The 24450-nt window shown below is 66.1% G+C and carries 24 protein-coding genes; 12 read left to right on the top strand and 12 right to left on the bottom strand.

Annotated elements, in window-relative coordinates; translation table 11 throughout:
- The first annotated feature begins 63 nt into the window (after positions 1–63).
- A complete protein-coding gene (locus tag ACOZ4O_RS03260; RefSeq protein WP_424523885.1) occupies positions 64–1695 on the top strand; it encodes a thiamine pyrophosphate-binding protein in 1632 nt (543 codons plus the stop codon).
- Here ACOZ4O_RS03260 and ACOZ4O_RS03255 read toward each other — a convergent pair.
- Positions 1692–2231: a MaoC family dehydratase gene (locus ACOZ4O_RS03255; protein ID WP_424523884.1), complete on the bottom strand. Its 540-nt coding sequence runs from the start codon at positions 2229–2231 to the stop codon at positions 1692–1694. The two genes, ACOZ4O_RS03260 and ACOZ4O_RS03255, sit on opposite strands and share 4 nt — an antisense overlap.
- A gap of 67 nt (positions 2232–2298) precedes the next feature.
- Here ACOZ4O_RS03255 and ACOZ4O_RS03250 point away from each other — a divergent pair, with 67 nt between their 5' ends.
- Entirely contained in the window at positions 2299–2970 is a 672-nt protein-coding gene (locus ACOZ4O_RS03250; protein ID WP_424523883.1) for a LysE family translocator, read from the top strand.
- Between the two features lie 42 nt (positions 2971–3012).
- The gene (locus ACOZ4O_RS03245; RefSeq protein WP_424523882.1) at positions 3013–5013 is read left to right on the top strand and encodes a hypothetical protein; all 2001 of its coding nucleotides are present in this window, start codon (positions 3013–3015) and stop codon (positions 5011–5013) included.
- A 33-nt stretch (positions 5014–5046) separates the two neighbouring features.
- Here the strand turns inward: ACOZ4O_RS03245 and ACOZ4O_RS03240 are convergent, their stop codons facing one another.
- On the bottom strand, positions 5047–5805 hold the full coding sequence (locus ACOZ4O_RS03240) for an SDR family NAD(P)-dependent oxidoreductase (RefSeq protein ID WP_424523881.1): 759 nt from the start codon (positions 5803–5805) through the stop codon (positions 5047–5049).
- 96 nt (positions 5806–5901) lie between these two features.
- On the opposite strand from ACOZ4O_RS03240, the gene ACOZ4O_RS03235 reads away from it, so the two are divergent.
- The 4 genes from ACOZ4O_RS03235 (at position 5902) to ACOZ4O_RS03220 (ending at position 9480) form a co-directional block, all read left to right on the top strand.
- On the top strand, positions 5902–6909 hold the full coding sequence (locus tag ACOZ4O_RS03235; protein ID WP_424523880.1) for an aldo/keto reductase: 1008 nt from the start codon (positions 5902–5904) through the stop codon (positions 6907–6909).
- Between the two features lie 143 nt (positions 6910–7052).
- The gene (locus ACOZ4O_RS03230) at positions 7053–8537 is read left to right on the top strand and encodes an aldehyde dehydrogenase family protein (RefSeq protein WP_424523879.1); all 1485 of its coding nucleotides are present in this window, start codon (positions 7053–7055) and stop codon (positions 8535–8537) included.
- A gap of 38 nt (positions 8538–8575) precedes the next feature.
- The gene (locus ACOZ4O_RS03225) at positions 8576–9082 is read left to right on the top strand and encodes an FAS1-like dehydratase domain-containing protein (RefSeq protein ID WP_424523878.1); all 507 of its coding nucleotides are present in this window, start codon (positions 8576–8578) and stop codon (positions 9080–9082) included.
- A complete protein-coding gene (locus ACOZ4O_RS03220; RefSeq protein WP_424523877.1) occupies positions 9079–9480 on the top strand; it encodes a MaoC family dehydratase in 402 nt (133 codons plus the stop codon). Before ACOZ4O_RS03225 ends, ACOZ4O_RS03220 begins: the two co-directional genes overlap by 4 nt.
- Here the strand turns inward: ACOZ4O_RS03220 and ACOZ4O_RS03215 are convergent.
- Complete coding sequence (locus ACOZ4O_RS03215) at positions 9477–10220, bottom strand: class I SAM-dependent methyltransferase (RefSeq protein ID WP_424523876.1); 744 nt, start codon at positions 10218–10220, stop codon at positions 9477–9479. The genes ACOZ4O_RS03220 and ACOZ4O_RS03215 overlap by 4 nt on opposite strands.
- A 139-nt stretch (positions 10221–10359) precedes the next feature.
- Between ACOZ4O_RS03215 and ACOZ4O_RS03210 the strand changes: the two genes are divergently transcribed.
- Positions 10360–11118 carry a GTP cyclohydrolase III gene (locus ACOZ4O_RS03210; protein WP_424523875.1) on the top strand — a complete coding sequence of 253 codons (759 nt, stop codon included), beginning with the start codon at positions 10360–10362 and terminating at the stop codon, positions 11116–11118.
- A gap of 404 nt (positions 11119–11522) precedes the next feature.
- Here the strand turns inward: ACOZ4O_RS03210 and ACOZ4O_RS03205 are convergent, their stop codons facing one another.
- The gene (locus ACOZ4O_RS03205; RefSeq protein ID WP_424523874.1) at positions 11523–12077 is read right to left on the bottom strand and encodes a hypothetical protein; all 555 of its coding nucleotides are present in this window, start codon (positions 12075–12077) and stop codon (positions 11523–11525) included.
- Positions 12078–12320: 243 nt separating this feature from the next.
- On the opposite strand from ACOZ4O_RS03205, the gene ACOZ4O_RS03200 reads away from it, so the two are divergent.
- Positions 12321–12950, top strand: coding sequence for a tyrosine-type recombinase/integrase (locus tag ACOZ4O_RS03200; protein ID WP_424523873.1), 630 nt, complete (start codon positions 12321–12323; stop codon positions 12948–12950).
- Between the two features lie 391 nt (positions 12951–13341).
- On the opposite strand, the gene ACOZ4O_RS03195 is transcribed toward ACOZ4O_RS03200, so the two are convergent.
- Positions 13342–14094: a hypothetical protein gene (locus ACOZ4O_RS03195; protein WP_424523872.1), complete on the bottom strand. Its 753-nt coding sequence runs from the start codon at positions 14092–14094 to the stop codon at positions 13342–13344.
- A 333-nt stretch (positions 14095–14427) separates the two neighbouring features.
- On the opposite strand from ACOZ4O_RS03195, the gene ACOZ4O_RS03190 reads away from it, so the two are divergent.
- Positions 14428–15447 carry a hypothetical protein gene (locus ACOZ4O_RS03190; protein ID WP_424523871.1) on the top strand — a complete coding sequence of 340 codons (1020 nt, stop codon included), beginning with the start codon at positions 14428–14430 and terminating at the stop codon, positions 15445–15447.
- A 122-nt stretch (positions 15448–15569) separates the two neighbouring features.
- Here the strand turns inward: ACOZ4O_RS03190 and ACOZ4O_RS03185 are convergent, their stop codons facing one another.
- A complete protein-coding gene (locus ACOZ4O_RS03185; RefSeq protein WP_424523870.1) occupies positions 15570–16601 on the bottom strand; it encodes a tyrosine-type recombinase/integrase in 1032 nt (343 codons plus the stop codon).
- Positions 16602–16706: 105 nt separating this feature from the next.
- Here ACOZ4O_RS03185 and dinB point away from each other — a divergent pair, with 105 nt between their 5' ends.
- Positions 16707–17933 carry a DNA polymerase IV gene (dinB, locus tag ACOZ4O_RS03180; protein WP_424523869.1) on the top strand — a complete coding sequence of 409 codons (1227 nt, stop codon included), beginning with the start codon at positions 16707–16709 and terminating at the stop codon, positions 17931–17933.
- On the top strand, positions 17930–18202 hold the full coding sequence (locus ACOZ4O_RS03175; RefSeq protein ID WP_424523868.1) for a hypothetical protein: 273 nt from the start codon (positions 17930–17932) through the stop codon (positions 18200–18202). Before dinB ends, ACOZ4O_RS03175 begins: the two co-directional genes overlap by 4 nt.
- Here the strand turns inward: ACOZ4O_RS03175 and tpiA are convergent.
- Genes tpiA through ACOZ4O_RS03145 form a run of 6 tightly spaced genes read right to left on the bottom strand, consistent with a single transcriptional unit; the run spans position 18199 to position 24434 of the window.
- The gene (tpiA, locus tag ACOZ4O_RS03170; RefSeq protein ID WP_424523867.1) at positions 18199–18840 is read right to left on the bottom strand and encodes a triose-phosphate isomerase; all 642 of its coding nucleotides are present in this window, start codon (positions 18838–18840) and stop codon (positions 18199–18201) included. The two genes, ACOZ4O_RS03175 and tpiA, sit on opposite strands and share 4 nt — an antisense overlap.
- A 39-nt stretch (positions 18841–18879) precedes the next feature.
- A complete protein-coding gene (locus ACOZ4O_RS03165) occupies positions 18880–19170 on the bottom strand; it encodes a PRC-barrel domain-containing protein (protein ID WP_424523866.1) in 291 nt (96 codons plus the stop codon).
- A gap of 40 nt (positions 19171–19210) precedes the next feature.
- Positions 19211–20308, bottom strand: a complete 1098-nt coding sequence (locus tag ACOZ4O_RS03160; protein ID WP_424523865.1) for a pyridoxal phosphate-dependent aminotransferase — start codon at positions 20306–20308, stop codon at positions 19211–19213.
- A gap of 31 nt (positions 20309–20339) precedes the next feature.
- On the bottom strand, positions 20340–21242 hold the full coding sequence (locus tag ACOZ4O_RS03155; RefSeq protein ID WP_424523864.1) for a DUF7544 domain-containing protein: 903 nt from the start codon (positions 21240–21242) through the stop codon (positions 20340–20342).
- 43 nt (positions 21243–21285) lie between these two features.
- Positions 21286–22341 (bottom strand): AAA family ATPase, encoded by a 1056-nt coding sequence (locus ACOZ4O_RS03150; RefSeq protein ID WP_424523863.1) that lies wholly within the window; start codon positions 22339–22341, stop codon positions 21286–21288.
- On the bottom strand, positions 22338–24434 hold the full coding sequence (locus tag ACOZ4O_RS03145; protein ID WP_424523862.1) for an acetate--CoA ligase family protein: 2097 nt from the start codon (positions 24432–24434) through the stop codon (positions 22338–22340). Before ACOZ4O_RS03145 ends, ACOZ4O_RS03150 begins: the two co-directional genes overlap by 4 nt.
- Positions 24435–24450 lie beyond the last annotated feature (16 nt).

Below are 24450 nucleotides of genomic sequence, written 5' to 3'. Positions count from 1 at the left end.
GTCGCCCTAAATCTTCGCCCGCGGTCTACCAAGAGTTATTGCGCTCGCCGCGACTCACTCGGTATGCGCGTGAGCGAGGCCGTCGTCGACCGATTGGTCGCACACGGCATCGATACGGTGTTCGGCATCCCCGGCAAACAGACCCTTCCACTGAACGACGCCATCGGCGACAGCGACGGCATCGACTTCGTCGTCGCGCGCCACGAGACCGCCGTCTCGCACGAGGCGTGGGGGTACGCCGAGACGTCCGGGAGTATGGCCGCGACCTGCGTCGTCCCCGGGCCGGGCGACATGAACGCGATGAACGGCCTGAAGAACGCCCTGAACGACTGCACGCCGCTCCTCCACCTCGCGGTCGAGACCGAACCCGACATCCGGGGCGGCGACGGCATCCACGAGACGCCACCAGACACCTACGACAACGTCGTGAAGGAGAACGTCCTCGTGGAGAACCCCGAGGCCACGATAGCCGAAATCGAGCGCGCCATCGCCGTCGCGCAAACCGCGCCGAAGGGCCCGGTTCGCGTCGGCATCCCGAAGAACTTCCTCCCGATGGACGCGGTTCTCGCGGAACCCGGCGACTACACCACGGAGTCCGTCCACGGCGTCGACGAGGACTCGCTTGGGGACGCCGTCGACGCGCTGAACGACGCCGACCGACCAGTGGTGCTGGCGGGCGGCGGCGTGCGCTCCGCGGACGCGTCCGGCGCGCTCGTCGGCGTCGCCGAAACCCTCGACGCGCCAGTCGTCACCACGTACAAGGGCAAGGGCACGATTCCCGAGGACCACGACCTCTCCGCGGGCGTGCTCTGCGGCGGCGCAAGCCCCGACCTCCTCGACCTGCTCTCCTCGTCGGACGCCCTGCTCGCCGTCGGCACGGACTTCGACGCCGTCGCCACGCGCTCGTGGAGCGTCGAACTACCCGACACGCTCGTACACGTCACGCTCGACCCCGAGGACGTCGGAACCGGGTACGAGCCGACGGCGGCCCTGGTCGCGGACGCGGGCGCGGCGCTGGCGGGTCTCGCCGGCCGCCTCGAACGAACGGAGAACCGGGACGGCGCGGCGCGCGCTACGGCCGTCAGGCAGGCCGACGCCGACCGGATGGCCGCGCTTCGCGACGCCGACCAGCCGCCCCTCACGTCCGTCGCCGCGATCGACGCCGTCCGGGACGCGACCCCACGCGAGACGCCCGTCTCCGTGGACGCCGGCGGCTTCCGCATCTGGACGCTCGTCTACTTCCCCGCGTACGGCCCGCGCTCCTACGTCAACCCCGGGTCGTGGGCGACGATGGGAACCGGGCTTCCCGCGGCCATCGGCGCGGCGCGCGCGAACCCCGGCGAGCACGTCCTCGCGCTCTCCGGCGACGGCGGCCTCATGATGTGCATCCACGAACTCCACACCGCCGCCGCCGAGGACCTGCCGGTGGTACTCGTGGCGTTCAACAACGCCGACTACGCCATCATCTCCGAGGAAGCGCAGCGCTCGTACGGCCTCGACGCCTACGACTGGCCGGAGACGCCGCTCTCGCTCTCCGCCATCGCGGACGGCATGGGCGTCGAGACCGCGCGCGCCGAGACGCCCGACGAGATTCGCGAAACCGTCCGCGCGGCGTTCGACCGCGACGGCCCGACGCTCGTCGAGGTGCCGACCGATCCCGCGGAACCGCAGGCGAGCGTCCACATGCGCGACTAATCCTCGGTCTGCGTTCCCACGTCCGCCGGCCAGCCAGGCGGTTGGTCGGGCGACACCTCGGCGTGCTCGCGCTTGAGTACCATCGGCGTGCGCTCCAGCGACAGCACTTTCGTTCCGTCCTGGTTGTACGCGCGGAGTTCCGTGGTGACGACGCCGACGTGGTCGCGGCTCTCCAGCTCCCGCTTGGAGACGACCTCGGATTCGGCGAAGATGGTGTCGCCGTGAAAGACGGGCGCGTGATGCTGCACGTCGTCGTAGCCGAGGTTGGCGGTGGCGTTCATCGACACGTCCACCACGCTCATCCCTACCGCCAGCGCGATGACGAACGTACCGTCCACCAGTCGCTCCCCGAACTCGGTCTCCGACGCGTAGGCCTCGTTGAAATGCATCGGGTTCACGTTCATCGTCAGGTTCGTGAACCAGACGTTGTCCGTCTCCGTCACCGTCCGCCCGTAGGGGTGCTTGTACACGTCGCCCACCGCGAAGTCTTCGTAGAACCGTCCCTGCCAGCCCTCGACGACTCTCGTGTCCGTCATGTCGTGCTACACGTACCCACGAACCAAAGAACGCGGTGTTTTTCACGGCACGCACCCGACTCGAAGCATGCTCGCGTCAGTCGCCGCCGGCGTCGCGTTCGGCCTCGCGCTCGCCGCCCCGCCGGGGCCGATGAACGCCGTCATCGCCGAGGAAGCCGTGCAGCGCGGCTGGCGGAAGGGCGTGCGCGCCGGATTGGGCGCAGCGACCGCCGACTTCTGTTTCTTCGTGCTCGCGCTCGTTGGCGTGGTCGCCGTCGTCACGGACCTTCCGCTCCTGCACGCCGGCCTGCTCGCCGTCGGCGGCGGCCTCATGCTCTACTTCGCGTACGGCGCGTACCGCGGCGTCTCCGAGTCCTTCCGCGAGGCCGGGGAGCGCAGGGTCGCCGGCACGGGCTTCCAACGCGCGTTCGTGCTCGCCATCACGAACCCCTACCAGCTCGCGTTCTGGCTGTCCGCCGGCGTCGCGCTCGTCGAACCCGGCGAACTCGACCTCCTCAGTTACACGCCCTACCTCGGCGACTCGCTCGCGGGCGCGCTCGTCGTCCACACCGGCAGTCCCGCGCTCGTCGCCGGGTTCTTCGCGGGCGTGCTCGCGTGGGTCGTCTCGTTCCCGCTCGCGCTCGCCGCCGCCGAACGCCGCGTCGAATCCCTCGCACCCACCGTGAGCGCACTCTCAGCCATCCTCCTCGCCGGATTCGGCGTTCTCTTCCTCGCGGACGCCGTGCGAACCATCGCGTGAAGGCGACACCCTCAAACCGTTCGGCCGCCTGACGGTACATCTATGACTCCCAGTGGAGACGTTCTCGACCTCGTCTCCTTCGCCAACGACAACGGGGACCTCCGCGTCCGTGACGCACTCACGGGCCGAGCGTTCACGCTCTCGCTCGACGCGACCGGTCGCGAACCCGCGCCCCCCGACGGCTTCCTCTTCCCAGTGGACGCGGCCGTCGGAACGACGACCGACACCATCGAAGTCCCGGCCGGCGTCACCGCCTACCTCCGCGCTGCGGACGGCGAACACATGGGCGAGTTCTCCGCGACGCCGCGCGACCTCCCGGAGGGAACGTACTACCTTGAACTCGCCGCGCCCGTGAAGACGTACATCCGGCTGAGCCGAACGGCGGCGACCGTCGCGTACACCCAGCCCCGAAGCGAGGGCGGCGCGCTCCGCGTCTCCTTCCCCGAACCGGCGTACGTCGAGGTCGGGGCGCGCTCCGCGCACGACCGCTCGCGGGCGACGATAACCGTGTCGGACGACCCGCGAGCCTTGATGGCTGCCGTGTCCCACCTCGGGTCGTCGATACGCGAGTTCTCGCCCGAGCGCTCGTGGCCGACGCTCCGCGGCTATCCGCCCGCCATCGAGGTCGGCGACGAACTCGCGATTCCTGACGGACTCACGCCGCCCGACACCGGCGTCACGCTCGGCGTTCCCGACTCCATCGCGGACGTTTACCGGGTCGCGCCGCTCGCGTACTACCTCGGCGCGACCGTCGAACCCGCGAGCGAACCGACGCTGTCGCTCTCGAACGGCTACTCCGCTCCGCTCGCCCCGGACGAACCGCTCGAATCCGCGGTCGACCGACTCCTCGCGACGTGCGTTGTGCTCGACTCGCTCGCGCGCACCGACGGCTACTACTCGCTCCCCCGCCACGAGTACGACGAACTCGCCGGCCGCCTCCCGTTCTACCCGCCGAACCTCTACGATTCGCCGATACCCGAACAGCTCATGGAGTACCTCGAGGTCACGCCCGACCTGCTCGCGCCCGCCGTCCCGCAGTGGCCGGTGACTGCGGTGCTCCGGGACGACATCGCGGACGCGGAACTCCTCCCGCACGCCCTTCACGGCCTCTGGCGCGTCCACGTTGACGACCCACAGACTGATGGCCGCGCGCGCTCGCGAACCGAGAACGGGACCGCGTTCGAGCCGTCCGCGATTACCGCCCACGCGCACGGTGTTCCGCCGACCGGCGACGCCAGACTCGTCCCGTCGTTCCGTGACGCCGCGCGAGAAACCCCGTACGTCACGCGCGAGGACGCGACGACCGTCGTGTTCGCCGCCCCGGACCGCGCGCCCGCGCTCCTCGACGCGCTCTCCGACCTCCCCGAACCCGTTTCGGTGTGCGTGAGCGACGACCCGGCGACCGTCCGGAAAGCCGCCGCGAACGCGACCGTCGCGTACTGGGACCGCCCCCCGCTCCGCCACGGCAACGGGTTCGGCGCGCTCGACACGACCCCGCTCGGACTGGCCGTGATAACCGGCGAACACGCGTTCGACGCCGCGGTCGACCTCACGGAACGCGGCGTTCCCGCGGCGATGTCGGCGGCCGCCCGCCTCCCGGTCTCCAGAGTCGCCGACCTCCTCTACTGCGTCCAGGTCGGGTGTTCGGTCGAAACCACCGTCCGATACGCGGGCATCGAGGACGCGGTCCGCGTGGTCGGTCACCCGACGTACGTTCCCGTCCGGACCGACGGAATCGTGGGGCCAGCCCGCGTCGATGTCACCCCACCGGGGTCCAGCGGTCACGCGTTCACGACTAGATTCGCCGTCACCGTGGACGACCCCGTCGGCGGCGTTGTCCGGTTCGCCGAACCGCTCCCGCGTGACGCCTACCACCTCATAGGCGCTAGCGCACCACAGCCAGAGACGCACGACACCGCCGAGGCCGCCGAGCTTCTCGACCACCCGACGACCTTCGTGCGCATCGACGGCACACCCGTCCCGCCCACCGAGTCGCTTACGCCCGAGATGCTCCGCCGCGCCACTCACGAGCGCGCCGACTAACGTTCGAGAAAGCGTTCGCCGTGTTTGTTCGGGCTACGTCGCGTTGAACCCGCCGTCGACGAGGAGGCCGTGGCCGGTGATGTACGAGGCGTTCTCGCTCGCGAGGAAGGAGACGGCGTCCGCGACCTCGTCGGGGCGGCCGAGTCGGCGGAGCGGGTACTGGCGTTCCATGCGCTCGCGGGCCTTCTCGGGGTCGTCGCTGCCGCCGAAGAACTCGTCCGCCATGCTGGTCTCGACGAATCCGGGGCAGACGGCGTTCGCGCGGACGCCGGCGGGGCCGAGTTCGGCGGCGATGGCGCGCGTGAAGTTCAGGACCGCGCCCTTCGTGAGCGAGTAGGTGGCGATGCGGGGGGAGCCGACGACGCCGGCGAGCGACGAGATGTTGACGATGCGGCCCTCGCCGGCCTGTTTCATGTGGGGGATGGCGGCGTGACAGCCGTTCCAGACGCCCTCGACGTTGACGGAGAGGAGGCGGTCGCGGTCGGCGACGGACACGTCCTCGACGAGCGCGGGTTCGTGGCCGACGCCGGCGTTGTTCACGAGCACGTCCAGTCCGCCGTACTCCTCCACAGTTGCGTCGACCGTGGCTTCGACGGCGTCGTGGTCGGTCACGTCGAGTTCGGTGAACGTCGCGCTCCCGCCGTCGTCCTCGACGATGTCGACGGTTTCCCGGCCGCCGTCTGGGTCGATGTCGGTGACGACGACGTGGTAGCCGTCGTCCGCGAGCTGTCGAGCGATTGCGCGGCCGATACCGGCGCCGGCACCGGTGACGAGTGCGGTTTCGTCTGCCATACCCGGCGTCCGTGGGCAACCCCTAAAACGGTACGCCCCCGCGACGACCTGGCCGATTGCTGAACTGTTTTCACGTCGGTCGTCCAAGGTCCGGTGATGGCAGTCAGTGACCTCGACCTCGACTTCGTATCGTTCGGCGGAACCGGCCTCAAATCGAGCGAACTCCAGTTCGGAACGTGGCGGTTCGGCAAGCAGACCGAGGAGGGGAACGTCGAAATCGGCGAGGAGCGAGCGAAGGAACTCCTCACCGCGTACGCCGACGCGGACGGCCGGTACATCGACACCGCGGACGTGTACGGCGGCGGTGCGAGCGAGGAGTGGATCGGCGACTGGCTCGACGACCGCGACCGGGAGCGATACACCATCGCGTCGAAGATCTACTGGCAGATCCGGGAGGACGACCCGAACAGCCGGGGAACGAACCGGAAGAACGTCCGCGACCGCATCGACGCCCTGCTGGACCGACTCGGCACGGATTACGTGGACGTGCTCTACATCCACCGCTGGGACGACCAGACGCCGACGCGGGAGATGATGAAGACGCTGAACCGGCTCGTCGAGGACGGGAAGGTCCACTACCTCGGCGCGTCCACGCTGCGGCCGAACGCGTGGAAGGTCGCGAAGGCGAACGAGCTCGCGCGCGCCGAGGGCTGGGAGCCGTTCTCGGTGCTCCAGCCGCGATACAACCTCGTGGACCGCGAAATCGAGGGGGACTATCTCGAGTTCGCGCGGAGCGAGGACCTCGCCGTCTGCCCGTGGAGTCCGCTCGGCCAGGGCTTCCTCACCGGAAAGTACAGCCGCGAGGAGGGCCTGACGGGCGAGTCACGCGCCGCGGAGTCCAGTCGGTTCGAGGAGTCCTACCTCACGGAGGAGAACTTCGACGTGCACGACGAACTCGAAGCGGTCGCGGACGAGGTCGACGCGACGCCCGCGCAGACCGCGCTCGCGTGGCTCTCCCACCGCGACGGCGTCACCGCGCCCATCGTCGGCGCGCGAACCGTCGAGCAACTGGAGGAGAACCTCGGCGCCGCGACCATCGACCTCACTGACGACCAGGTCGAACGCCTCACCGAGGCGAAGGGCGGCCCGTACAGCGATCTCTAAGCGGACGCGACCGGCGTCCGCCAGCACGCGGCCACAGCACGCTTCGCCGCTACCGCCCGCATCGGGTTTGAAGATGCGGGTTTCAGTCCTCCTCGCCCGTTGACGCCCCCCTTTGTGTGGAACGCGCCAACGCCCGGGTACAGATGTCGTACACAATCGACGCCGACTGGAGTCGTCTCTTCATCGACGGGGAGTGGGTGGAGAGCGAGAGCGGCGACACCATCGCGGTCGACGACCCCTCGACGCGGGAGGCGGTCGCGGAGGTGCCTGCCGGCGTGGAGTCGGACGTGGACGCCGCCTACGAGGCCGCCGAGGCCGCGAAGGACGAGTGGGCGGACGCTCCGCCGGCGCGACGCGAACAGGTCGTGCAGGACTTCCTCGACGCGCTCCACGCGCACGAGGACGAAATAGTCGACCTGCTCGCGCACGAGGCCGGCGGGTCGGCCATCATGGGTGAGACTTCGATACAGATCGCGTCCGACCACGCGGCGGAGGCGGCGACGCTCCCGCGGCGGACGAAGGGCGAGCACGCGACCTCCAACATCCCCGGGAAGGAGAACATCGTGCGGCGGGAGCCGAAGGGGACGGTGACGGTCATCAGCCCGTGGAACTTCCCGCTGAACCTCTCGATGCGCGCGGTCGCGCCCGCCATCGCGTCCGGGAACACGGTCGTCCTGAAGCCCGCGACGAACACGCCAATCACGGGCGGCCTGCTGTTCGCGAAGCTGTTCGAGGAAGCCGGTCTGCCGGACGGCGTGCTGAACGTCGTCGTCGGCGAAGGGTCCGAAATCGGCGACCGGGTCGCCGGCCATCCCGTGAGCGACGTGGTCGCGTTCACCGGCTCCACGTCGGTCGGTCGGCGGGTCGCCGCGACCGCCGCCGAGAACCTCGCCGTGCCCGCGATGGAACTCGGCGGGAACAACGCCCACATCGTCACCGCGGACGCCGACCTCGACCGCGCGCTCGACGGCGGGACGTTCGGAACGTTCGTCCACCAGGGCCAGGTCTGCATCTCCATCAACCGCCACATCGTCCACGAGGACGTGTACGACGAGTACGTCGACCGCCTCGCCGACCGCGCCGCCGACCTGCCGGTCGGGAGCGCGCACGACGCCGACACCGTCGTCGGCCCCATCATCGACGAGTCCCAGCGCGACGAGATGCTCGGGTACGTGACCGACTCCGTCGAGGCGGGCGCGACGCTCGAAACCGGCGGCGAGACGCTCGACCAGGACGGCGTCGCTGACTCGCTCGTCGTGAAGCCGACCGTGCTCTCGGACGTGACGAACGACATGCCCGTCGCGGCGAACGAACACTTCGGCCCCATCGCGCCCGTCATCCCCTTCAGCGACGTCGACGAGGCCGTGGCGCTCGCGAACGACACCGAGTACGGCCTCTCGGGGAGCGTGCACGCCGGTGACCTCCAGACCGGCAAGGAAATCGCCGAACGCGTGGAGACCGGGAACGTCCACGTGAACGACCAGTCCATCAACGACGAGGCGCACGTGCCGTTCAGCGGCGTCGGCGCGTCCGGCATCGGGACGTACAACAGCGACGCGTTCCTCGACGAGATAACGGAACCGAAGTGGATCAGCCTCCAGCGCGAGGCGCGCGACTACCCCTTCTAACCCCATCCTTTTTCTTCGGTGTCGCCGGAGTTCGGGGCGTGCCATCGCTACCGCTCGCCGACCTCGAAGCCCAGGTCGGCGACACGCACCGAACCATAGAGGGGTTCGCCGTGGAGCGCGGGAAGGTCGCGGAGTTCGCGCGCGCCATCGACGACCCCGACGACGTGTACCTGGACGAGCAGGCCGCTCGCGAGGCGGGCTACGAGGCGATTCCCGCGCCGCCGACGTTCGCCCGCACGTCCTTCTTCCCCCGGTATCGCCCGGACGGCATCGACCACAACCTCGGGTTCGAGTTGGGGTTCGACCGAGCGCGAGTCGTGCACGGCCAGCAGCGCTACGAGTACGAGCGCCCGCTCTACGTCGGGGACACGCTCACCGGCGACACCACGCTCACGGAGGTCTATCAGCGCGACGGCCGGGGCGGCGGAACGATGACGTTCGCCGTCCTCCGCACAGACTTCACCGACGAATCCGGCAGTCACGTCCTCTCGGACTACAACACGCGTATCGAGACCGGACGCGCAATCGAGGGTGCGTCGGAATGACGGGCGAATTCGCGGTCGGCGACACGTTCGAGCGCGTCAGCGAGGACGTTTCGCGCGAGGACTTCGTGCGGTACGCGGGCGCGAGCGGCGACTTCAATCCGATTCACTACGACGAACCGCACGCTCAGGAGGCGGGGTATCCGTCCGTGTTCGGGCAGGGAATGTTCACCGCGGGCGTCGCGTCCGCGCTCGTCCGAGAGACGTTCGGCCTCGCCGGTCTCCGCGAGTACGACACGCGGTTCGTCGCGCAGGTGTGGCCGGGCGACACGCTCACCACGACGCTCGAAATCACCGCCGTCGAGGATGTCGAGACGGGAACGCGCGTCGAAGCCGACCTCGCCGTCACGACCGACGGCGGCGAGCGCGTCGTCGAGGGGCGTGCGGTCGCGGTCGTCTAGGCCCGCAGCGTCCAGACCTGGACCGCGTCGCCGTCGGTAAGCGGTTCGCCGTCGAACCCGCCCGCGACCGTCCACTCGTCGAATTGGGATTCTCGCGCGAGGAGTTCGATTTGCTGTGGCGGCAGGTGTGCGAGAACGAACGACTCCTCCGCCACCACCTCGCCGTCCCGCTGTATCTCGTGTTCGGTTCGGAACGTCCCCGCCACCGTGTCCTCGATGGTGGCGCGCGTTCGCGCGACGAACTGGCCGCCCTCGTGTTCGAAAGACTGCTCCGAGTGCCACTCGCCGAACGATTCCGCGATGACGTCGAACCGGGGAACGAAGGCGTCGAAGACGAGCCGGCCACCGGGTTCGAGAACGTCGTGGAGTGCGTCGAGCGCCGCCAGTTGGTCGTCGACCGTGGTCAGGTTCGCGATGGAGTTGTATGGGACGAACGCGCGGGCGTACTCGCGGTCGGTCGCAGGTGCGCGCAGGTCGGCCTGCCAGACGCGCGGCGTCACGTCGTCGGATTTCCGGCGGAGCCGGTTCAGCATCGGACGCGAGATGTCGAACCCGTCCGCGTCGACGCCGGCGCGCAACAGGTCGAGGTAGAGCCGGCCCGTCCCACACGCCGCTTCGAGAACGGGACCGTCGGCGGCGAGTGCGTGCTCCCGGTAGAACGACTCGTCGCCGACTGCCGACGCCGCATGTGACGCCTCGTAGGACGCCGCCAGCAGGTCCGAGTAGCGGTTCGCGGCCATACGGAACGCCTATGAGTCGAGCGGAAGAGCGTTTCGAGTTCTGTCGGGGGTGCCGGCAACCCTCGACCCGACCGCCACCATCATACGTGAGACGCAACCCAAAACCGATAAACGCGGGGCGCGCCGAACTCCGCGTATCGTGACGAACACGCAGATCACACTCGTCCAACTCGACAACTACGGCCCGTGGACCGTCACCCCGAACCCCCGCCGGGAAGTCGACCTCCAAACCCTCCAGTCGCGGCTGTACGCCGACCTCTCCCAGCTGTTCGGGACGCGCGACGCCTACGTCTTCTTCACGCGATTCGACAACATGGTCGCCGTGACGAACGGCGTCGACGCCGAAGACCACGCGCGCATCCAAGAGTCCGTCCGGAACCGCTACCCCGTCACCGTCAGCCTCTCCACCGCCGTCGCCCCCAGTCCCGCGGACGCGCTCGCGCACGCCACCGCCCGCCTCCAAGAGGAGGGGAGCGCGCAGGACGAAGAACGCACGGAAGCCCTGCTCGGCGCGCCCCTCGACGACCACGAGCGCACCGACGACGACCTCCAGATAGCGCACTTCGACGTGAACGACGCCACCGGCGAGTACACCGACGAACTCGACGCCTTCTCCACCTTCATCCACATCGAACAGGCGTACGCCAGCCTCATGCGGCACATGCACACCGAGCACGACTCGCTCTCCTTCTTCGTCGGCGGCGACAACATCATCGCCATCTGTCCCGCGATGGACGAACCCGCCTACCGGGACGCCATCGACGCCGTCCGCGACGACACCGGCGTCGACCTCAAGGTCGGCGTCGCCCGCGGCGCGACCGCTCACGACGCCGGCATGGGCGCGAAACACGCCCTCGAAATCTGCCGCGAAGACGGCACCGTCGTCGAGTACGAATAGTTTCACTCCGGTACCAACACCGTTTAGCCCGTTCTCGCCCTCCCGTTCCGTATGAGCGAGCGTGGCGGCCGCGGCGACCGCCTGCCGGGTGCGCCCGACCCCGCGGAGCGCATCGTCCTCCACGTCGACATGGACTGCTTCCCGACGCGATTTATCGCAGTCCGCGGGTAGTCAAACCCCGCTACGTCGGGCGGTTTCTACCGTCGTAATCTACGACACGAGGGTAGGAGTCCATTCGTAGCGTGCGTGTTCTTGTCTTAGACCAACGCCGTGCTGGGCTTCACGTGTATCTACTGTCTCGACCGCCTAGAATCTTTCCCACAATACCACGTGAGTAGACACCGACCAATAAAGCCAAACTCTGCCAGTTGGGACTTAAACGCCCTATTGGAATCTTATAGAGTCTATGACAATCGGAGAATCTTTCTGATTGGTCCCCATCGCCCCCGAATCATATCTAAGACCGAGAACGCGAAATAGAGGACGGAAACCATAATAATAGAAAATCCGACAATTAGTAGGGGTTGTTCAATGCCGACAGTCATTGATGTGTTGTTTACGGTATTTGCCCACCCCTCGAATAACCCCATAACAAGGGAGAACACTGAGATTAACAATCCGAATGTGCTTGTGGTGGATAGATTCAACACGTCAAATTTGTCGTCTATTCGACCTAACTGAGGGTAGTGTTCTTTGAGCGTGATACGGCGCGCCGTTCGGTGAGTGAATATACTGACCGTCACAGAACCAATCCAGAATACAATTCCGTTAATCGTATAGAACGAATCTGTTATATTCTCAATGTATTCTACACCACCTGTTTGGAGTGTGAGGGACATTATTGAGATGTAGATTACAATCAAGAACAAACCCGCCCTGAACGTCTTTAAGGCATCATTCGCAATTGCCCCAAGAGCCTCTCTTTCTCCCCCCTCTATCTTATCGGAGTCTTCTGTCATGGAGTCTCCTAAGCCGCCCGCTTGTAAAAGCATATGTGTGTAATGCGTCACTTTACGGTCGGGGTATTTCATGTCACCCCGCGGCTAAACCGTCCCCCTACCCGAGTGGAGTATAGGACCCGCCCGCTCACCAGTCTTCACGGGGCGGGGTACGTGGGCCACATTGAGTTTTGGAGTCTGTTTGCAGAAACCCAAACTAACTAGGAAGTGGAGCGTGTTCGTTTATGTACGGACGTGTCCCAAATGCCCGCCTCAACAGATTCCCAAACTCAAGAGTCCGACCCGAAAGCCCGTGTCTGGCTCAAGCCCGAGCAGATAACCGCTATGCGGAACGCCACTGTGGAGAACAGCGCGGACTATCTCGCCACGCGGAACGACGCACTGATAGCCCTCTTAGCGGACACGGGGCTGCGTGTCGGTGAGGCGGTCGCCGTAGACGTGAGTATGATTGACTTCGAGGACGGCGTACTCATGTTGCCCGCGGATATCCAGAAGAGCTATCCAAACGACAATAGCCCCGACTACACCGAGATTGAACTGGCGGGCGAGACGCTTCGGACGCTACGAACGTATCTCTCGAATCGCTGGAAAGACCCCGAAGCCCTCTTCCCCTCCCGTCAGTCCGACCGCATGACTACCGAAAGTGTGCGTAACGTCGTTCGAGACGCCGCTACCGACGCCGAAATAGAACCATACACCGTTGAAGGGCTTGGCGACCCAACGGACGTAACCCCCCACGCACTACGCCATAGCGTCGCCTACCGCATGATGAACCGAGAGGACGGAAACACCCTGTATGACGTTCGGAACCGACTACGACACCGCTCTATCCAGACGACGGAACGGGTGTACGACCACTTGGACCGAGTGTAGACAGACTCGCTCTCTTCTTGGGATTACCGACATGCCCACCTCCCGCTCCGAATTTCGTTTAAGTAACACCAGCACAGACATAGTAAGTAGAACGCACGGAAATTGATTCCACCGCCACTACCACGGACCTGATACCGCGGTCAGTGAGTACCCTAGATATGCGGTAGACAGGGACACTGGCGGCCCTCGCCCCCGCACAAGGCGAGGGCAACGGGCCGCTGAACACGGGTCTAAATCACATACCACTAGATAGCCCAGGTCCGTGGAGAGGGCCAGCGCGGGTATTAGTCTATCACATTCGTAGGGCTCGCGTGCGCAAGCCATGACGGTGCCCGTAGATAGCGGGGGTGCCGATGGGGGATGAATCGGCCGCAGGAGTACGTGGAGGTATCTAATAACTAGCTTGGAGTATCGTCGTACGAGCCTCCTCAATTTTATCAGATAATTGGGACAAGCTCTCCAATTCCTTCGTTATGCCTTCGTAGTGCCAAAAGTAGAAAAAGAGGAACCGCCCCATTTCCTCTATGTTATTGTGACTATCAGGGTTTACCTTAATACCATCTCTGTGAGATAAAATATTGGTGTATGTGTCTTCTACGAAATCATCCATCAAACCTTCAATCCCGTCATATAGTCCTGGGGAAAATTCCTCAAGAGTCCCCTTGTGCCTTTCTTGCAATTTATCCAGGGTCTTATACAAGTGATTGATATAGACTGCGTGGTCGCTTACTGCATACACTAAGTTAGATTCGTATCCCGTATAACCCGATTCTAACGTCAGGTGATACCGCGGATAAGTATCACCATTCTTGTATAAATCGAGGGCTTGGCCCGCATTACTTACTTTTTCGCCACCGTTCGACTTTTCCGCTTTCACTAGGGCATTATCTCCTGTTTCATGCTTGTATGCCAGCACATCCTTTGTACAATAGTCAAGTTGGTGTGATAAGTCAACTTTTGTAGTGGGTGATTGGAAGGTTTCTACAATTCCATCTATATCCCGCCTCAAATCGTTCAACTCGTCAGCTAAATCATTCAGTTCTTGTTTCCGTTTCTCGTCACTCTTGGCCCTATAGTATTGGTATGCGCCAAAACTTAATCCGCCCACCCCCGAGAGAACACTAAGGGTTTCGAGTAGAGCCATCTGTTGAGTAGTGCTTACTGTATTTGTACGCATATAGTTTGTCTACGACCCATCCAATCAAATATATAAGATTGAATGGGTCGTCACGGAATTCGCTTGATGAATTAGGAGATAGGTTCATTAATGGAGTCTATCATCAGTAAAAATTGGGTTTATCCGTCTCCAGCACCTATATTCAGGTACGAGCACGCCCCTGCCCCGTGCCCCTCACTAGTGGAAAAAGCTCTTTTTGCCCCTCGGGTGAGGCTCGGAAGGTAATGCACCGCTTGCCTCCCGAGTGCAAAGGCGTGGAGGAAAGGCTGTGTTGGGTTGTTCGCAGTAGAACACCCAACAATGTCAGCATGCGACAGCAGTCACGACACTGGAGCACAGCCTGCCAAAATAGTGGCCGCCAACCTTCGGTCTCCCTACGCGAGGGCACATACTGGCGATATTCCTGTATTAGTTGCCAGCGACGTGGAACGGGAATATGTTCATCCCACGGATTCAACGGACATTGACCCCATCCACGTCGGTGACCCTGTGGGTATTACTGTCAGTGGGGAGACAGCGGTCGCAGAGGAGGGTGACGGCGCACTGACGAAGGCGGAAGCCCTGAAAGACCGTGCCGATACTGTTCTCGGCCCCCAGTGGGGTGATGGTCGAACAACGTGGCACCCTAATGATATCACCGCTCGGCCCTCGGACCACAATACTGGGGCGGCTATATCGGCAATCAAGTCCGAACGTCACAAACAGGAAGTACGTCGGCTATTCGGTTCCGATTCATGGTTGAAACGTCTCAACGATGGAACAGCGAGTGACGACGAAGGGAACCGCCATGAACGTGACGTACGCCAGCGAATCACTGCCTTCTGTGAGCAACTGGATTTCCACGCTCACGAAAGCCAGGTGATAAGCGTATACAATGCCCTTCCTGCCGAACCGTTCCACCCGATAGGTGGGCACGAGCCAGCGGAATGCCAGGCCCCCCGCCCCGTTAATTGGGTCATTTCAGATGTCCACCCACCTGAAAACGGCGCGATGGATGTCGCCACAAGCAGTGAGTATTCCTGGGATGTGGAGTACACTCCAGTGAAACACGACCCGTCGATGTGTCCGTACTGCCACCAGTGTCAGTGTGGGAACTACCACTTTGGTGACGCTCCGAAGAATGGCGTTGAGACACGGATTCTCGCCGCCATGTTGTTGGTCGATGAACAGCGCATCAAAGCCGCTGAAGACTCTCAAGCGGCGTTCAATAACTGGCTAAAGGAACGTGACGGATACAACGAGTTAGTCACTCGTCACGCACTGAACCCCATGCAGGCGCTTCAAACAGCCCGCAACCACTACAACACCGACGATGGGTAGAGGAACACCAGTATTGTCTAAAACCGCTCAGCCTGTGTATAATGTCTGTGCAGGTATAACTTAAGAGAGCCTGTAATCGGTCACGGTGGCGGGGCGGTCGGTGCCCTCGTCAAGCGGGGCAGTTAGCCTTCGCCCGTGTTGAAGTATCCCCGCCGTTGTTCCGCCTTTTCTTCTTCACTCCGCTCATCGTAGTGTCTATCCAGTGTTTTCATCGAAGCGTTCACGCGGTCGCCTACGGCTTTCTTCGGAACGTCGTTCCGTAGCCAGTAGGTGATTGACCCGCCTCGAATCGCGTGAGGGCGCGTATTGTACGGACACTGTACGTAGTTATCGTAGGACCCTGTATGCTCGCACTCTATCGGGTCCCTATCCGCGGGACAGCCGCGTGAAGTGTAGCATGGCGCTGTCACGCGGTAGATACGCTTGTTGAGGTTCTGTTTGCTCATGCGGCCGTACTTTGAACTAAAGAGCGGACACCGACCAAAGTCATCCTCAACGCCGACACGTTGATACTCAATATAGTCGGCTACGACGCCCGCTGTCTCCGCGTCAAGCGTGACGACACGCTCACCGTCCTCACGGTTCTTCAAGCGGGTTCCTTGGTCGGGGCGGTGAGTGACGGAAAGCGTCCCGTCCTCCGCGTTAAAGTCACCTACGTCGAGACTGTGAAGCCCGCTCATTCGCATAGCAGTGGTCCATTGGAGTTTGAATAGCACGTGGTCCATGCTGGCGTACTCGAACCGACTGAGATAATCAAGTATCGCCCGTGCTTCCGACTCATCAATGTGTTCGTCGTTATGATTTTCCCCACTGTCGAGATTTGGGACGTTGATTTTCTCGGGAATCGCGTGCGGGACCGCGTCAACAGACACACAGAACCGCATAAAAGACCGTAGCGCGGAGAGGTTCGTCCGCAGAGTCACCTTGTTGATTCCCTCACTGCGCCAGTTCTTGAACCGCGTAAAGTCCCGTCCCGTGATTTCGTTAAGGTTCTCCACCCGTGTTTCGTCCGCGTCTGCGCCCTCGCACCAATCTACGAATTTCCCGAGTTGATACCGTTTCGCGCGGACGGAGTTAGGGGATAACTCCCCGTCAATATCTTCACAGTACAGTTCTAAGGCCTCTTGTGGAGTGATGGGTTCCAGTTCGGTCATCGTCATTGGATTCCGAAGCCAGAACGCCGTTCGGTCCAATACGTGTCTACGCACGCCGCGAGTGGACACACCGCCATGGCCCCCGCTGAATCGCGGTGATTCCACGTGACTTTGGACGAATACACTCACGGGGTGAGCGCCGACCCCGCGGAGCGCATCGTCCTCCACGTCGATATGGACTGCTTCTACGCGAGCTGCGAGCGCCGCCGCGACCCCGACCTTCGGGGTGAGCCGGTCGTGGTGGGGATGGGGTACGAGGACGGCGAGACGACGGGCGCGGTCGCGACCGCGTCCTACGAGGCGCGAGCGTACGGCGTCGAGAGCGCGCAAGCAATCTCGACGGCGCTCGACCGCCTCCCACGCAGAGCCAACAACCCCGACGACCCGGACGCGGGCTTCTATCGGCCGGTGGACATGGAGTACTATCAGTCGGTCGCGGACGAGGTGAAGACTATTTTGCACGACCTCGGGGACACCGTGCGGGAGGTGTCTATCGACGAAGCCTACCTGGACATCACGGAGCGGACGGAGTGGTCGGTCGCGGAGGGGTTCGGGCGGCACGTCAAGCAACGCATCGCGCGCGAGGTCGGCGTGCCGGCGTCCGTGGGCGTCGCGCCGAACATGAGCACGGCGAAGATAGCGAGCGACCACGACAAGCCCGACGGCCTCACCGTCGTCCCTCCCGAGGAGGTGGCGTCGTTCCTCGCGCCGCTCGACGTGGAACGGTTGCACGGCGTCGGGCCGGTGCGGGCGCGCGACCTGCGTTCGGAGGGCGTCGAGACCATCGGCGACCTCGCCGGGACGCCGAAGCACGAGGTGTCTGGGTGGTTCGGCGACCGCGGGCGAGAACTCCACGAGCGCGCGAACGGACGGGACGCGCGCCCGGTCGAACCCCGCGGGAAGCCGAAGAGCCTGAGCCGGGAATCCGCGTTCGACGGCGCGACAGACGACTTCGAGCGAGTGCGGGAGCGCGTGGACGCGCTCGCGGACGCCGTCGCGGAGCGCGCGACCCGGAAGGACGCGCTCTACCGCACCATCGGCATCAAGGTCGTGACGCCGCCGTTCGACGTGAACACGCGCGCGAAGAGCCTCCCGGGTCCCGTGGACGAACCGAGCCTCGTGCACGACGTGACGCGCGACCTGCTCGCGGAGTTCCGGGACGTCGAGGTGCGGAAGGTCGGCGTTCGCGTCTCCAACCTCTCCTTCTCGGACGCGGAGCAGGCGAAACTCGGGTCGTGGGAGGGAAGTTCGGAACCGCCGGAGGTTCGCGAGCACCCCGACACCGAGGTGGGCGAAAGCGAGGGCCAGGCGAGCCTGGGTGAGTTCGAGTGAACAAACTTCCGCGGGTCGCGGAGGGAGAATGGCGTCTCGACCGGCACGCGCGACTCATCGTCTACGAGGCCGAGCGCGGCGACGAACTACTCACCGTCTACGACTGCGCGGCCGCGCAGAAACCGCCGTCCGCGCAGGTCCGCGGAAATCTCGTGCGGGTGGACGCCGCCCACGACCTCCGGCGCACGCCGACCGGCTACCTGGTCGACATGCGGGAGAAAGCGGTGCTGGAGGAGCAGGCGGCGTCGCACTACGTCGTCCGCGCTTAGAGCGCGGTGACGAGGTCGCGGAGCGCTGCCTCGGGGTCCTCCGCCTTCGCGACGCCGGACGCGAGCAGCACGCCCTCGGCGCCGAGGTCGCGCGCGGCCGCCACGTCGTCGCCGGTGGAGATGCCCGCGCCGCAGTAGACGGGCACGTCACCGACCTCGCTCGCGGCGTCGACGGCGGCGCGCACCACGTCGGGGTCGGCCTGGCTCACGGGCGTTCCGGTCCCGATGAGCTCCGGGGGTTCGACCGCGACCGCGTCCGGGCCGAGTTGGGCGACCGAACCGACCTGGGCGGGATTGTTCGCGCACGCGACGGTGTCCAGTCCGGCGCGCTCCGCGGCACCGATGGCGTCGTCGATGTCCGCGAGGCGGAGGCGTTTCTCGCTGTGATTCAGGAGCGTTCCCTCCGCACCGGCGTCCGCGACGCGCTCCGCGAGCGTGCTTCCGGTGTGACTGCCGTGCTCGACCGGGCTGACGTGCTGCGCCCACGTCTCCACACCCGTATCAGCGACGGCGCGCAGGTCGGCGGCTTGCGGCGCGACCGCGATTCGCGCACCCGTCTCGGCGGCGACAGTCTCGGCGGCCGCCCCGATGGCCTCGGGGTCACAGGGGTAGGCCTTCAGGTTCACGAGAACGAACATAGCCGAACGCGCGCACCCGGAAAGAAAAGTTCTGTCGGATTATACCGCGAGTTCGTTCTCGTCCTCGGCGCCCTTCATGCGCTCGACGATGTCGTTCACGAGCACCACGTCGCCGACGGCGCGAACCCACCGATACGGGATGATGACGCCCTTGCTCCCCGTCGAGTGGTCCGTGAACAGGTCGCCGTTCAGTTGACCGAGCGCGAGCCCGTTCACGACCTCTGCGTCCAGGTCGAGTCGGAGGTCCTCGATTTCGCCGACGAACACGCCGTTGTTGGAGTAGACCTCGCGACCGACGAGCGTCGTTATTTCCTGCGGAGTCTCGTCCATGTCTCCGGCGATGCGTCCGCGGCCCTTAACTCTTGCAGGCCTACCGGAAGCGGTCGAGCACGTCCCCGAACGTATCGAGGGCGGCCGCCATCTCGTTCGGCGCGAGGCCGAGGCTCACGCGAACGCGCTCCGAATCCCCGAAGAACCGCCCTGGAACGACGAGCAGGCCGTTCTCCCAGGCGCGTTCCGTGAGCGCGTCCCCGTCCGTGTTCGCGGGGTCGAGGAACGCGAACGTGCTCCCGGGCGCGACCGACCCGGTGAGGTCGTCGCGGTCGGCGACGAACGACGAGAGTAACTCCGCGTTCTCCGCGAGCAGCGTCCGCGAGCGCTCCGCGAGCCGGTCTCGGTTGTGGAACGCGCGCATCGCGAGCGTCCGACTCGGCCCGGACACCGCGTGGAAGTGGTTGCTGACGGAGCGTGCGCGCTCGACGAACGACTCGTCGGCGACGACCCAGCCGATGCGGAGGTCGCCCAACCCGAAGAACTTCGTCAACGACCCCGTCACCACTGCGTCCTCGAACGCCACGGCGCTCGGGCCGCCGAACGGCCCGTCCGCCGCTTCCGGCAGGTAGGGCGCGTACACCTCGTCCACGAGCAACCGCGCGCCGCCCTCCCGCGCGACCGCCGCGGTTTCGGCGAGCGTCTCCCGCTCCGCGAGCCGACCCGACGGATTGTGGCGGTTCGTCACCGTCACCAACCGGGTGTCGGGCGTCAGCGCCTTCTCCACGCGCTTGGGGTCGAGCGCGTAGTTTTCGTCGCGAAGGAACCGGTCGACGTGCGCGCCGAGCCCGGTCGGTGACGCGACCAGCGGCTCGTACCCCGGTTTCTCCACCAGCACGCGCGAGCCGTCGGCGTCTCCCGCGTCGTCTTCGGTGTCGAGCGCGGCCGCGGCCGCGAGGAAGTTCGCCTGCGTCGCCCCGCCGGTCACGAGGACTTGCTCGGGTTCGACGCCGTACTCGCCCGCGATCTGCATCTCCAGGGTCGCGCCTGTCGGCGGGTCGTCGAGGCCGTCGAGGGGCGCGGGGACGACCGCATCCCCGCGGTCGCGGTCGCCGCGGAGGTCGCTCGTGCCGAGGTCGTACATCGCGACCTCGGGTCGCCCAGTTATCCACTCCAAGTACTCGATGTCGGGGAACACACCGGGCGTTCTCCCCCCGCGCTGATATGCGTTACCGAAGCCGGAACTCGGCGCTGGACGCCTCCAGCACGAGCAGGGAGTGATAGCGGAGGTAGGTCGTCACCGGCACCTGCACGGCGACCAACAGGCCGACGGCGACGAGCAGCGCGAGCACGGCCACGGCGGCGAGTACGCCCGTCGCGACGCCGCCGAGCGCGAGGCCGGAGAACGCGAGCGCGACCGGGACGGCGAACGCGCCCGCGACGATGCTCGTCAGGATGCCTGCGAGCACGGAGAGCGCGACCCGTACCGCCGCGTACGCGACGAACTGTCGGATTTCTCCCCGGAGCGTCGGCCAGAACGCGCGCCAGCCGTCGAGCACGCCGACCTCGCGGTCCTGCATCAGCGGAACGACGAACGAGGTGGTGGCGGCGCTCGCGAGGAACACGGCGAGCGCGAGAACGCCCGCAACCGGGACGAAGACGACGGCGACGACGGCGAGCGCGACGGACTCCGTGCCGAGCGCGGCGAGGATGAGACCGACGACGGCCGCGATGGGGACGAGCGCGGCGAGGAGGAGCGCAATCTGGAAGCCGAACAGGCGGAGTCCGGGGGAGAGCGCGGCGACGAACTGTCGGCGGAGGCCGACCGTGCGCGTGCGGAGCGCGGACACGAGCACGAACTCCATGACGGACCCGACGAACCCGAGCACGGCGAGCACCACGAGCGCGACCGCGGCGAGCACCACGAGGCGGGGCGCGTTTTCGAGCGCGCTGCGGAACCCCCACGTCGGCACCGCTTCGAGGGAGACGGAGGCGTTCCGGCCGCCGGTCGCGCCGCCAGCGAACACCGTGACGACGGCCAGGCGGAGCCAGACGCCCACGCGGACGGGCGTGAGGAGGCTCCGCGTCTCGTCGAGCGCGTCGTCGAGCGTGGAGAGCGCGTACCAGTCCATACCCTCGATAGCGCCACCATCGGGATAAAAGAGGCGGACGGCGCTACCCGAGGAGGGCGTCGATGTCGGCGTGTTCCGCGAGCAAGCCCTGCATTCGCGCGACGGTGTCGCGGTTGCGGACGTGGCCGCCGCCGAGCACGGCTTCGAGGCGCTCGATGGTACGGAGCGTGTCGGTGGCGACGACGAGCACGGGCACGCCGGCGTCCGCGGCCTTTCCGACGACCGCGCCCGTCGGTTCGTGGCCGCCCGTGAGCACGAGCGCTTCGACGCCGGGCGCGTCCAGCGCGGCGGTCTGCACGTCCGCGCGGTCGCCGCCCGTGACGACGGCGGCGTTCGTGGTGCGGCGGAAGTGCTGGAGCGCGGACTCCCCGCTCATCGCGCCGACGAGGAAGCGCTCCACGAGACCGCTGGTGTCCGCGTCCGTGACGGTGCGCGCGCCGAGTTCGTCCGCGAGGTCGCCGACCGTGACGCCGGCCAACTCGGGGACGCGCGGCACCGCGCCGAGCACGGGCACGTCGTGGGATTCGAGGAACGCCGCGGCGTCCGCGTCCAAATCGTCGAGCGCGGCGTCGCTCACGCGGTTGAACAGCACGCCCGCGAGGCGGTCGCCGTAGCGGTCCGCGGCGTCCAGCACGCCGTCCACGTCCCGGGATTCCGCGTAGTCCGAGACGAGTACGACCCGGGCGTCGAGCAGGTCGGCGAGCGCGGGCGGCGCGAGCCCCGCGGCGCGGCCCGTACTCGGGGTTCCCGCGGCCTCCACGAACACCTCGTCGGCGTTCGCGCTGATGCCCTCGTAGGCCTCGCGGACGCGCGCCGCGAGTTCCTCCGTGTCCTCCTTCCCGCGGAGCACGCCGTCCACGAACGTCGGCGAGTACACGACCGGCTCCATGTCGTGGACCTCGGTGTCGAGGCCGAGCACGTCCCGCGCCAACAGTGGGTCGGGGTCAAGCGTCTTCCCGACGTTGCTCTGGAGATGCGTGCCGAGCGGCTTCATGTACCCGACAGTGTGGTCGCGGTCCTGCGCGGCCCGCGCGAGCGCGAGCGCGACCGCGGTCTTTCCGGTGCTGTCCGCCGTTGATGCGAGTAGTGTCGTCGTCATAGGTCGTCTGGGTCGATGGTGAGGCGGACGTCCACGGCCTCGACGCCGTCGGCCGTCGCCACGAGTGGGTTCACGTCCAGTTCGAGAATCGCGGGGAAGTCCGTCGCGAGCTGGCTGAGTCGCTCGATGCTCTCCCGGAGCGCGTCGAGGTCGGTGGGTTCGCGGCCGCGCGCCCCCCGCAGGAGCGGCGCGGCCTGAATGTCGGAGAGCATCCCGTCGGCCTCGCGCTCGCTCACCGGCGCGACTCGCACGGTCGTGTCCTCCATCACCTCGACGAAGATACCGCCCAATCCAAAGAGGACGAGCGGCCCGAACTGGGGGTCGCGGTTCACGCCGAGAATCGTCTCCGTCCCTTGGTCGGTGTCCACGAGCTCCTGCACCTGCACGCCGAGCACGGTTGCGTCCGGCTGGTAGTTCCGGGCGCGCGAGACGAGGTCCTCGTACGCGTCGTACACGTCCTCGTTCGGCACGCCGACCTTCACGCCGCCGATGTCCGACTTGTGAAGGATGTCGGGACTGACGATTTTCATCACTACGTCGCCCTCGATTTCGTGCGCCAACGACACCGCGTCCTCGGGCGTCTCCGCGATACCGCCCTCGGGGGTGGGAATGCCGTACGCGTCCAGCAGCCCCATCGCTTCGACGCCGAGCCGGGTTTCCCCGCGGTCGGCCGCGGCTTCCAATATCTCCCGGGCCGCGTCTCGGTCCACGTCGAACTCTCGCGGCGGTTCGTACTCGCGCTCCGAGATGCGGCGCTGGCGGGCGAGCGCGTCGAGGCTATCCACGGCCCGCGCCGGGTCGAAGTAGTTCGGAACGCCCGACTCGCGGAGGCGGGCCGCCGGCTCCTCGGCGCGACTTCCGCCCATCAGTACCGCCGCGACCGGGAGGCCGTGGGCCTCCGTCACTTCGCCGACGGCGTCCGCGAGGTCCGCGTAGTCGAGGACGGCGGTGGGTGCGGCGACCACGACGGCCGCGCCGACGTTCGGGTCGCCCAGCACCGTGTCGAGCGCGGTCCGAAAGCGCTCGATGCCCGCGTCCCCGATGACGTCCACGGGGTTGTAGCGGTTCGCGTTCGCGGGGAGCGCTTCGCTGAGCGCGTCCAGCGTCTCGTCCGTGAACGACGCCATCGAGAGCGAGGAGTCGCCGACGGCGTCGGTCGCCATCACGCCCGGGCCGCCCGCGTTCGTCACCACGGCTACCGAATCCGACTCGGGCAGCGGGAGGCCGTCGAGCGCGCGAGCGTAGTCGAACAACTGCTGGACGTTCGTCGCGCGCACTACACCCGCCTGGTCCAATCCGGCCTCGTACGCGGCGTCGCTGCCCGCGATGGTGCCGGTGTGGCTGGACGCGGCCTGCGCGCCCGCCTCGGTTCGCCCGGACTTCACGAGCACGACGGGCGTGTCGGCGGTCACGTCGCGCGCGGTGTCGATGAACTCGCGGCCGTCGCTGATGCCTTCGAGGTACCCGAGGACGACGCTCGTCTCGTCGCCGCCCCACGCCTCGACGAAGTCCGTCTCGTCGAGCACGGCCTCGTTCCCGAGGCTGACGACGTGCCGGAACCCGATGCCCTGGTCGCCCGCCCAGTCCAGCGCGGCGGTGATGAACGCGCCCGACTGGCTCATGAAGCTCATCGACCCCGGGAGCGCGTCCGCGGGGCCGAACGTCGCGTTCATCGACGCCGGCGTGCTCATGATTCCCAGGCTGTTCGGTCCGACGAGCGTGAGGTCGTACTCGGCGGCGACCGCGGCGAGGTCGCGCTCGCGCGCCGCGCCCTCGCTTCCGGCTTCGCCGAACCCCGCCGTGACGACGACAACGTTTCTGATACCGGCCTCGCCGGCCTCGCGCACCACGTCGACGGCGACCGACGGCGGCACCACCACGACCGCGAGGTCTACACCGTCGACCGCGGCGACCGAGTCGTGGCAGCGATAGCCGAGCACGGACTCCCGACTCGGGTTCACCGCGACGACCTCGCCGTCGAACGAGTCGAGGTTCTCCAGGACGGCGCGCCCCACCGACCCCGCGCGGTCCGTCGCGCCGACGACAGCGACGCGGTCGGGGTCGAAGAGGCCGCCGACTCCTACACCTGTCATCACCTACTCAGAGGAC

The sequence above is a fragment of the Salarchaeum japonicum genome, assembly GCF_049705945.1.
GTDB lineage: Archaea > Halobacteriota > Halobacteria > Halobacteriales > Halobacteriaceae > Salarchaeum > Salarchaeum japonicum_A.
This window is presented reverse-complemented; position numbering and strand designations above follow the sequence as displayed.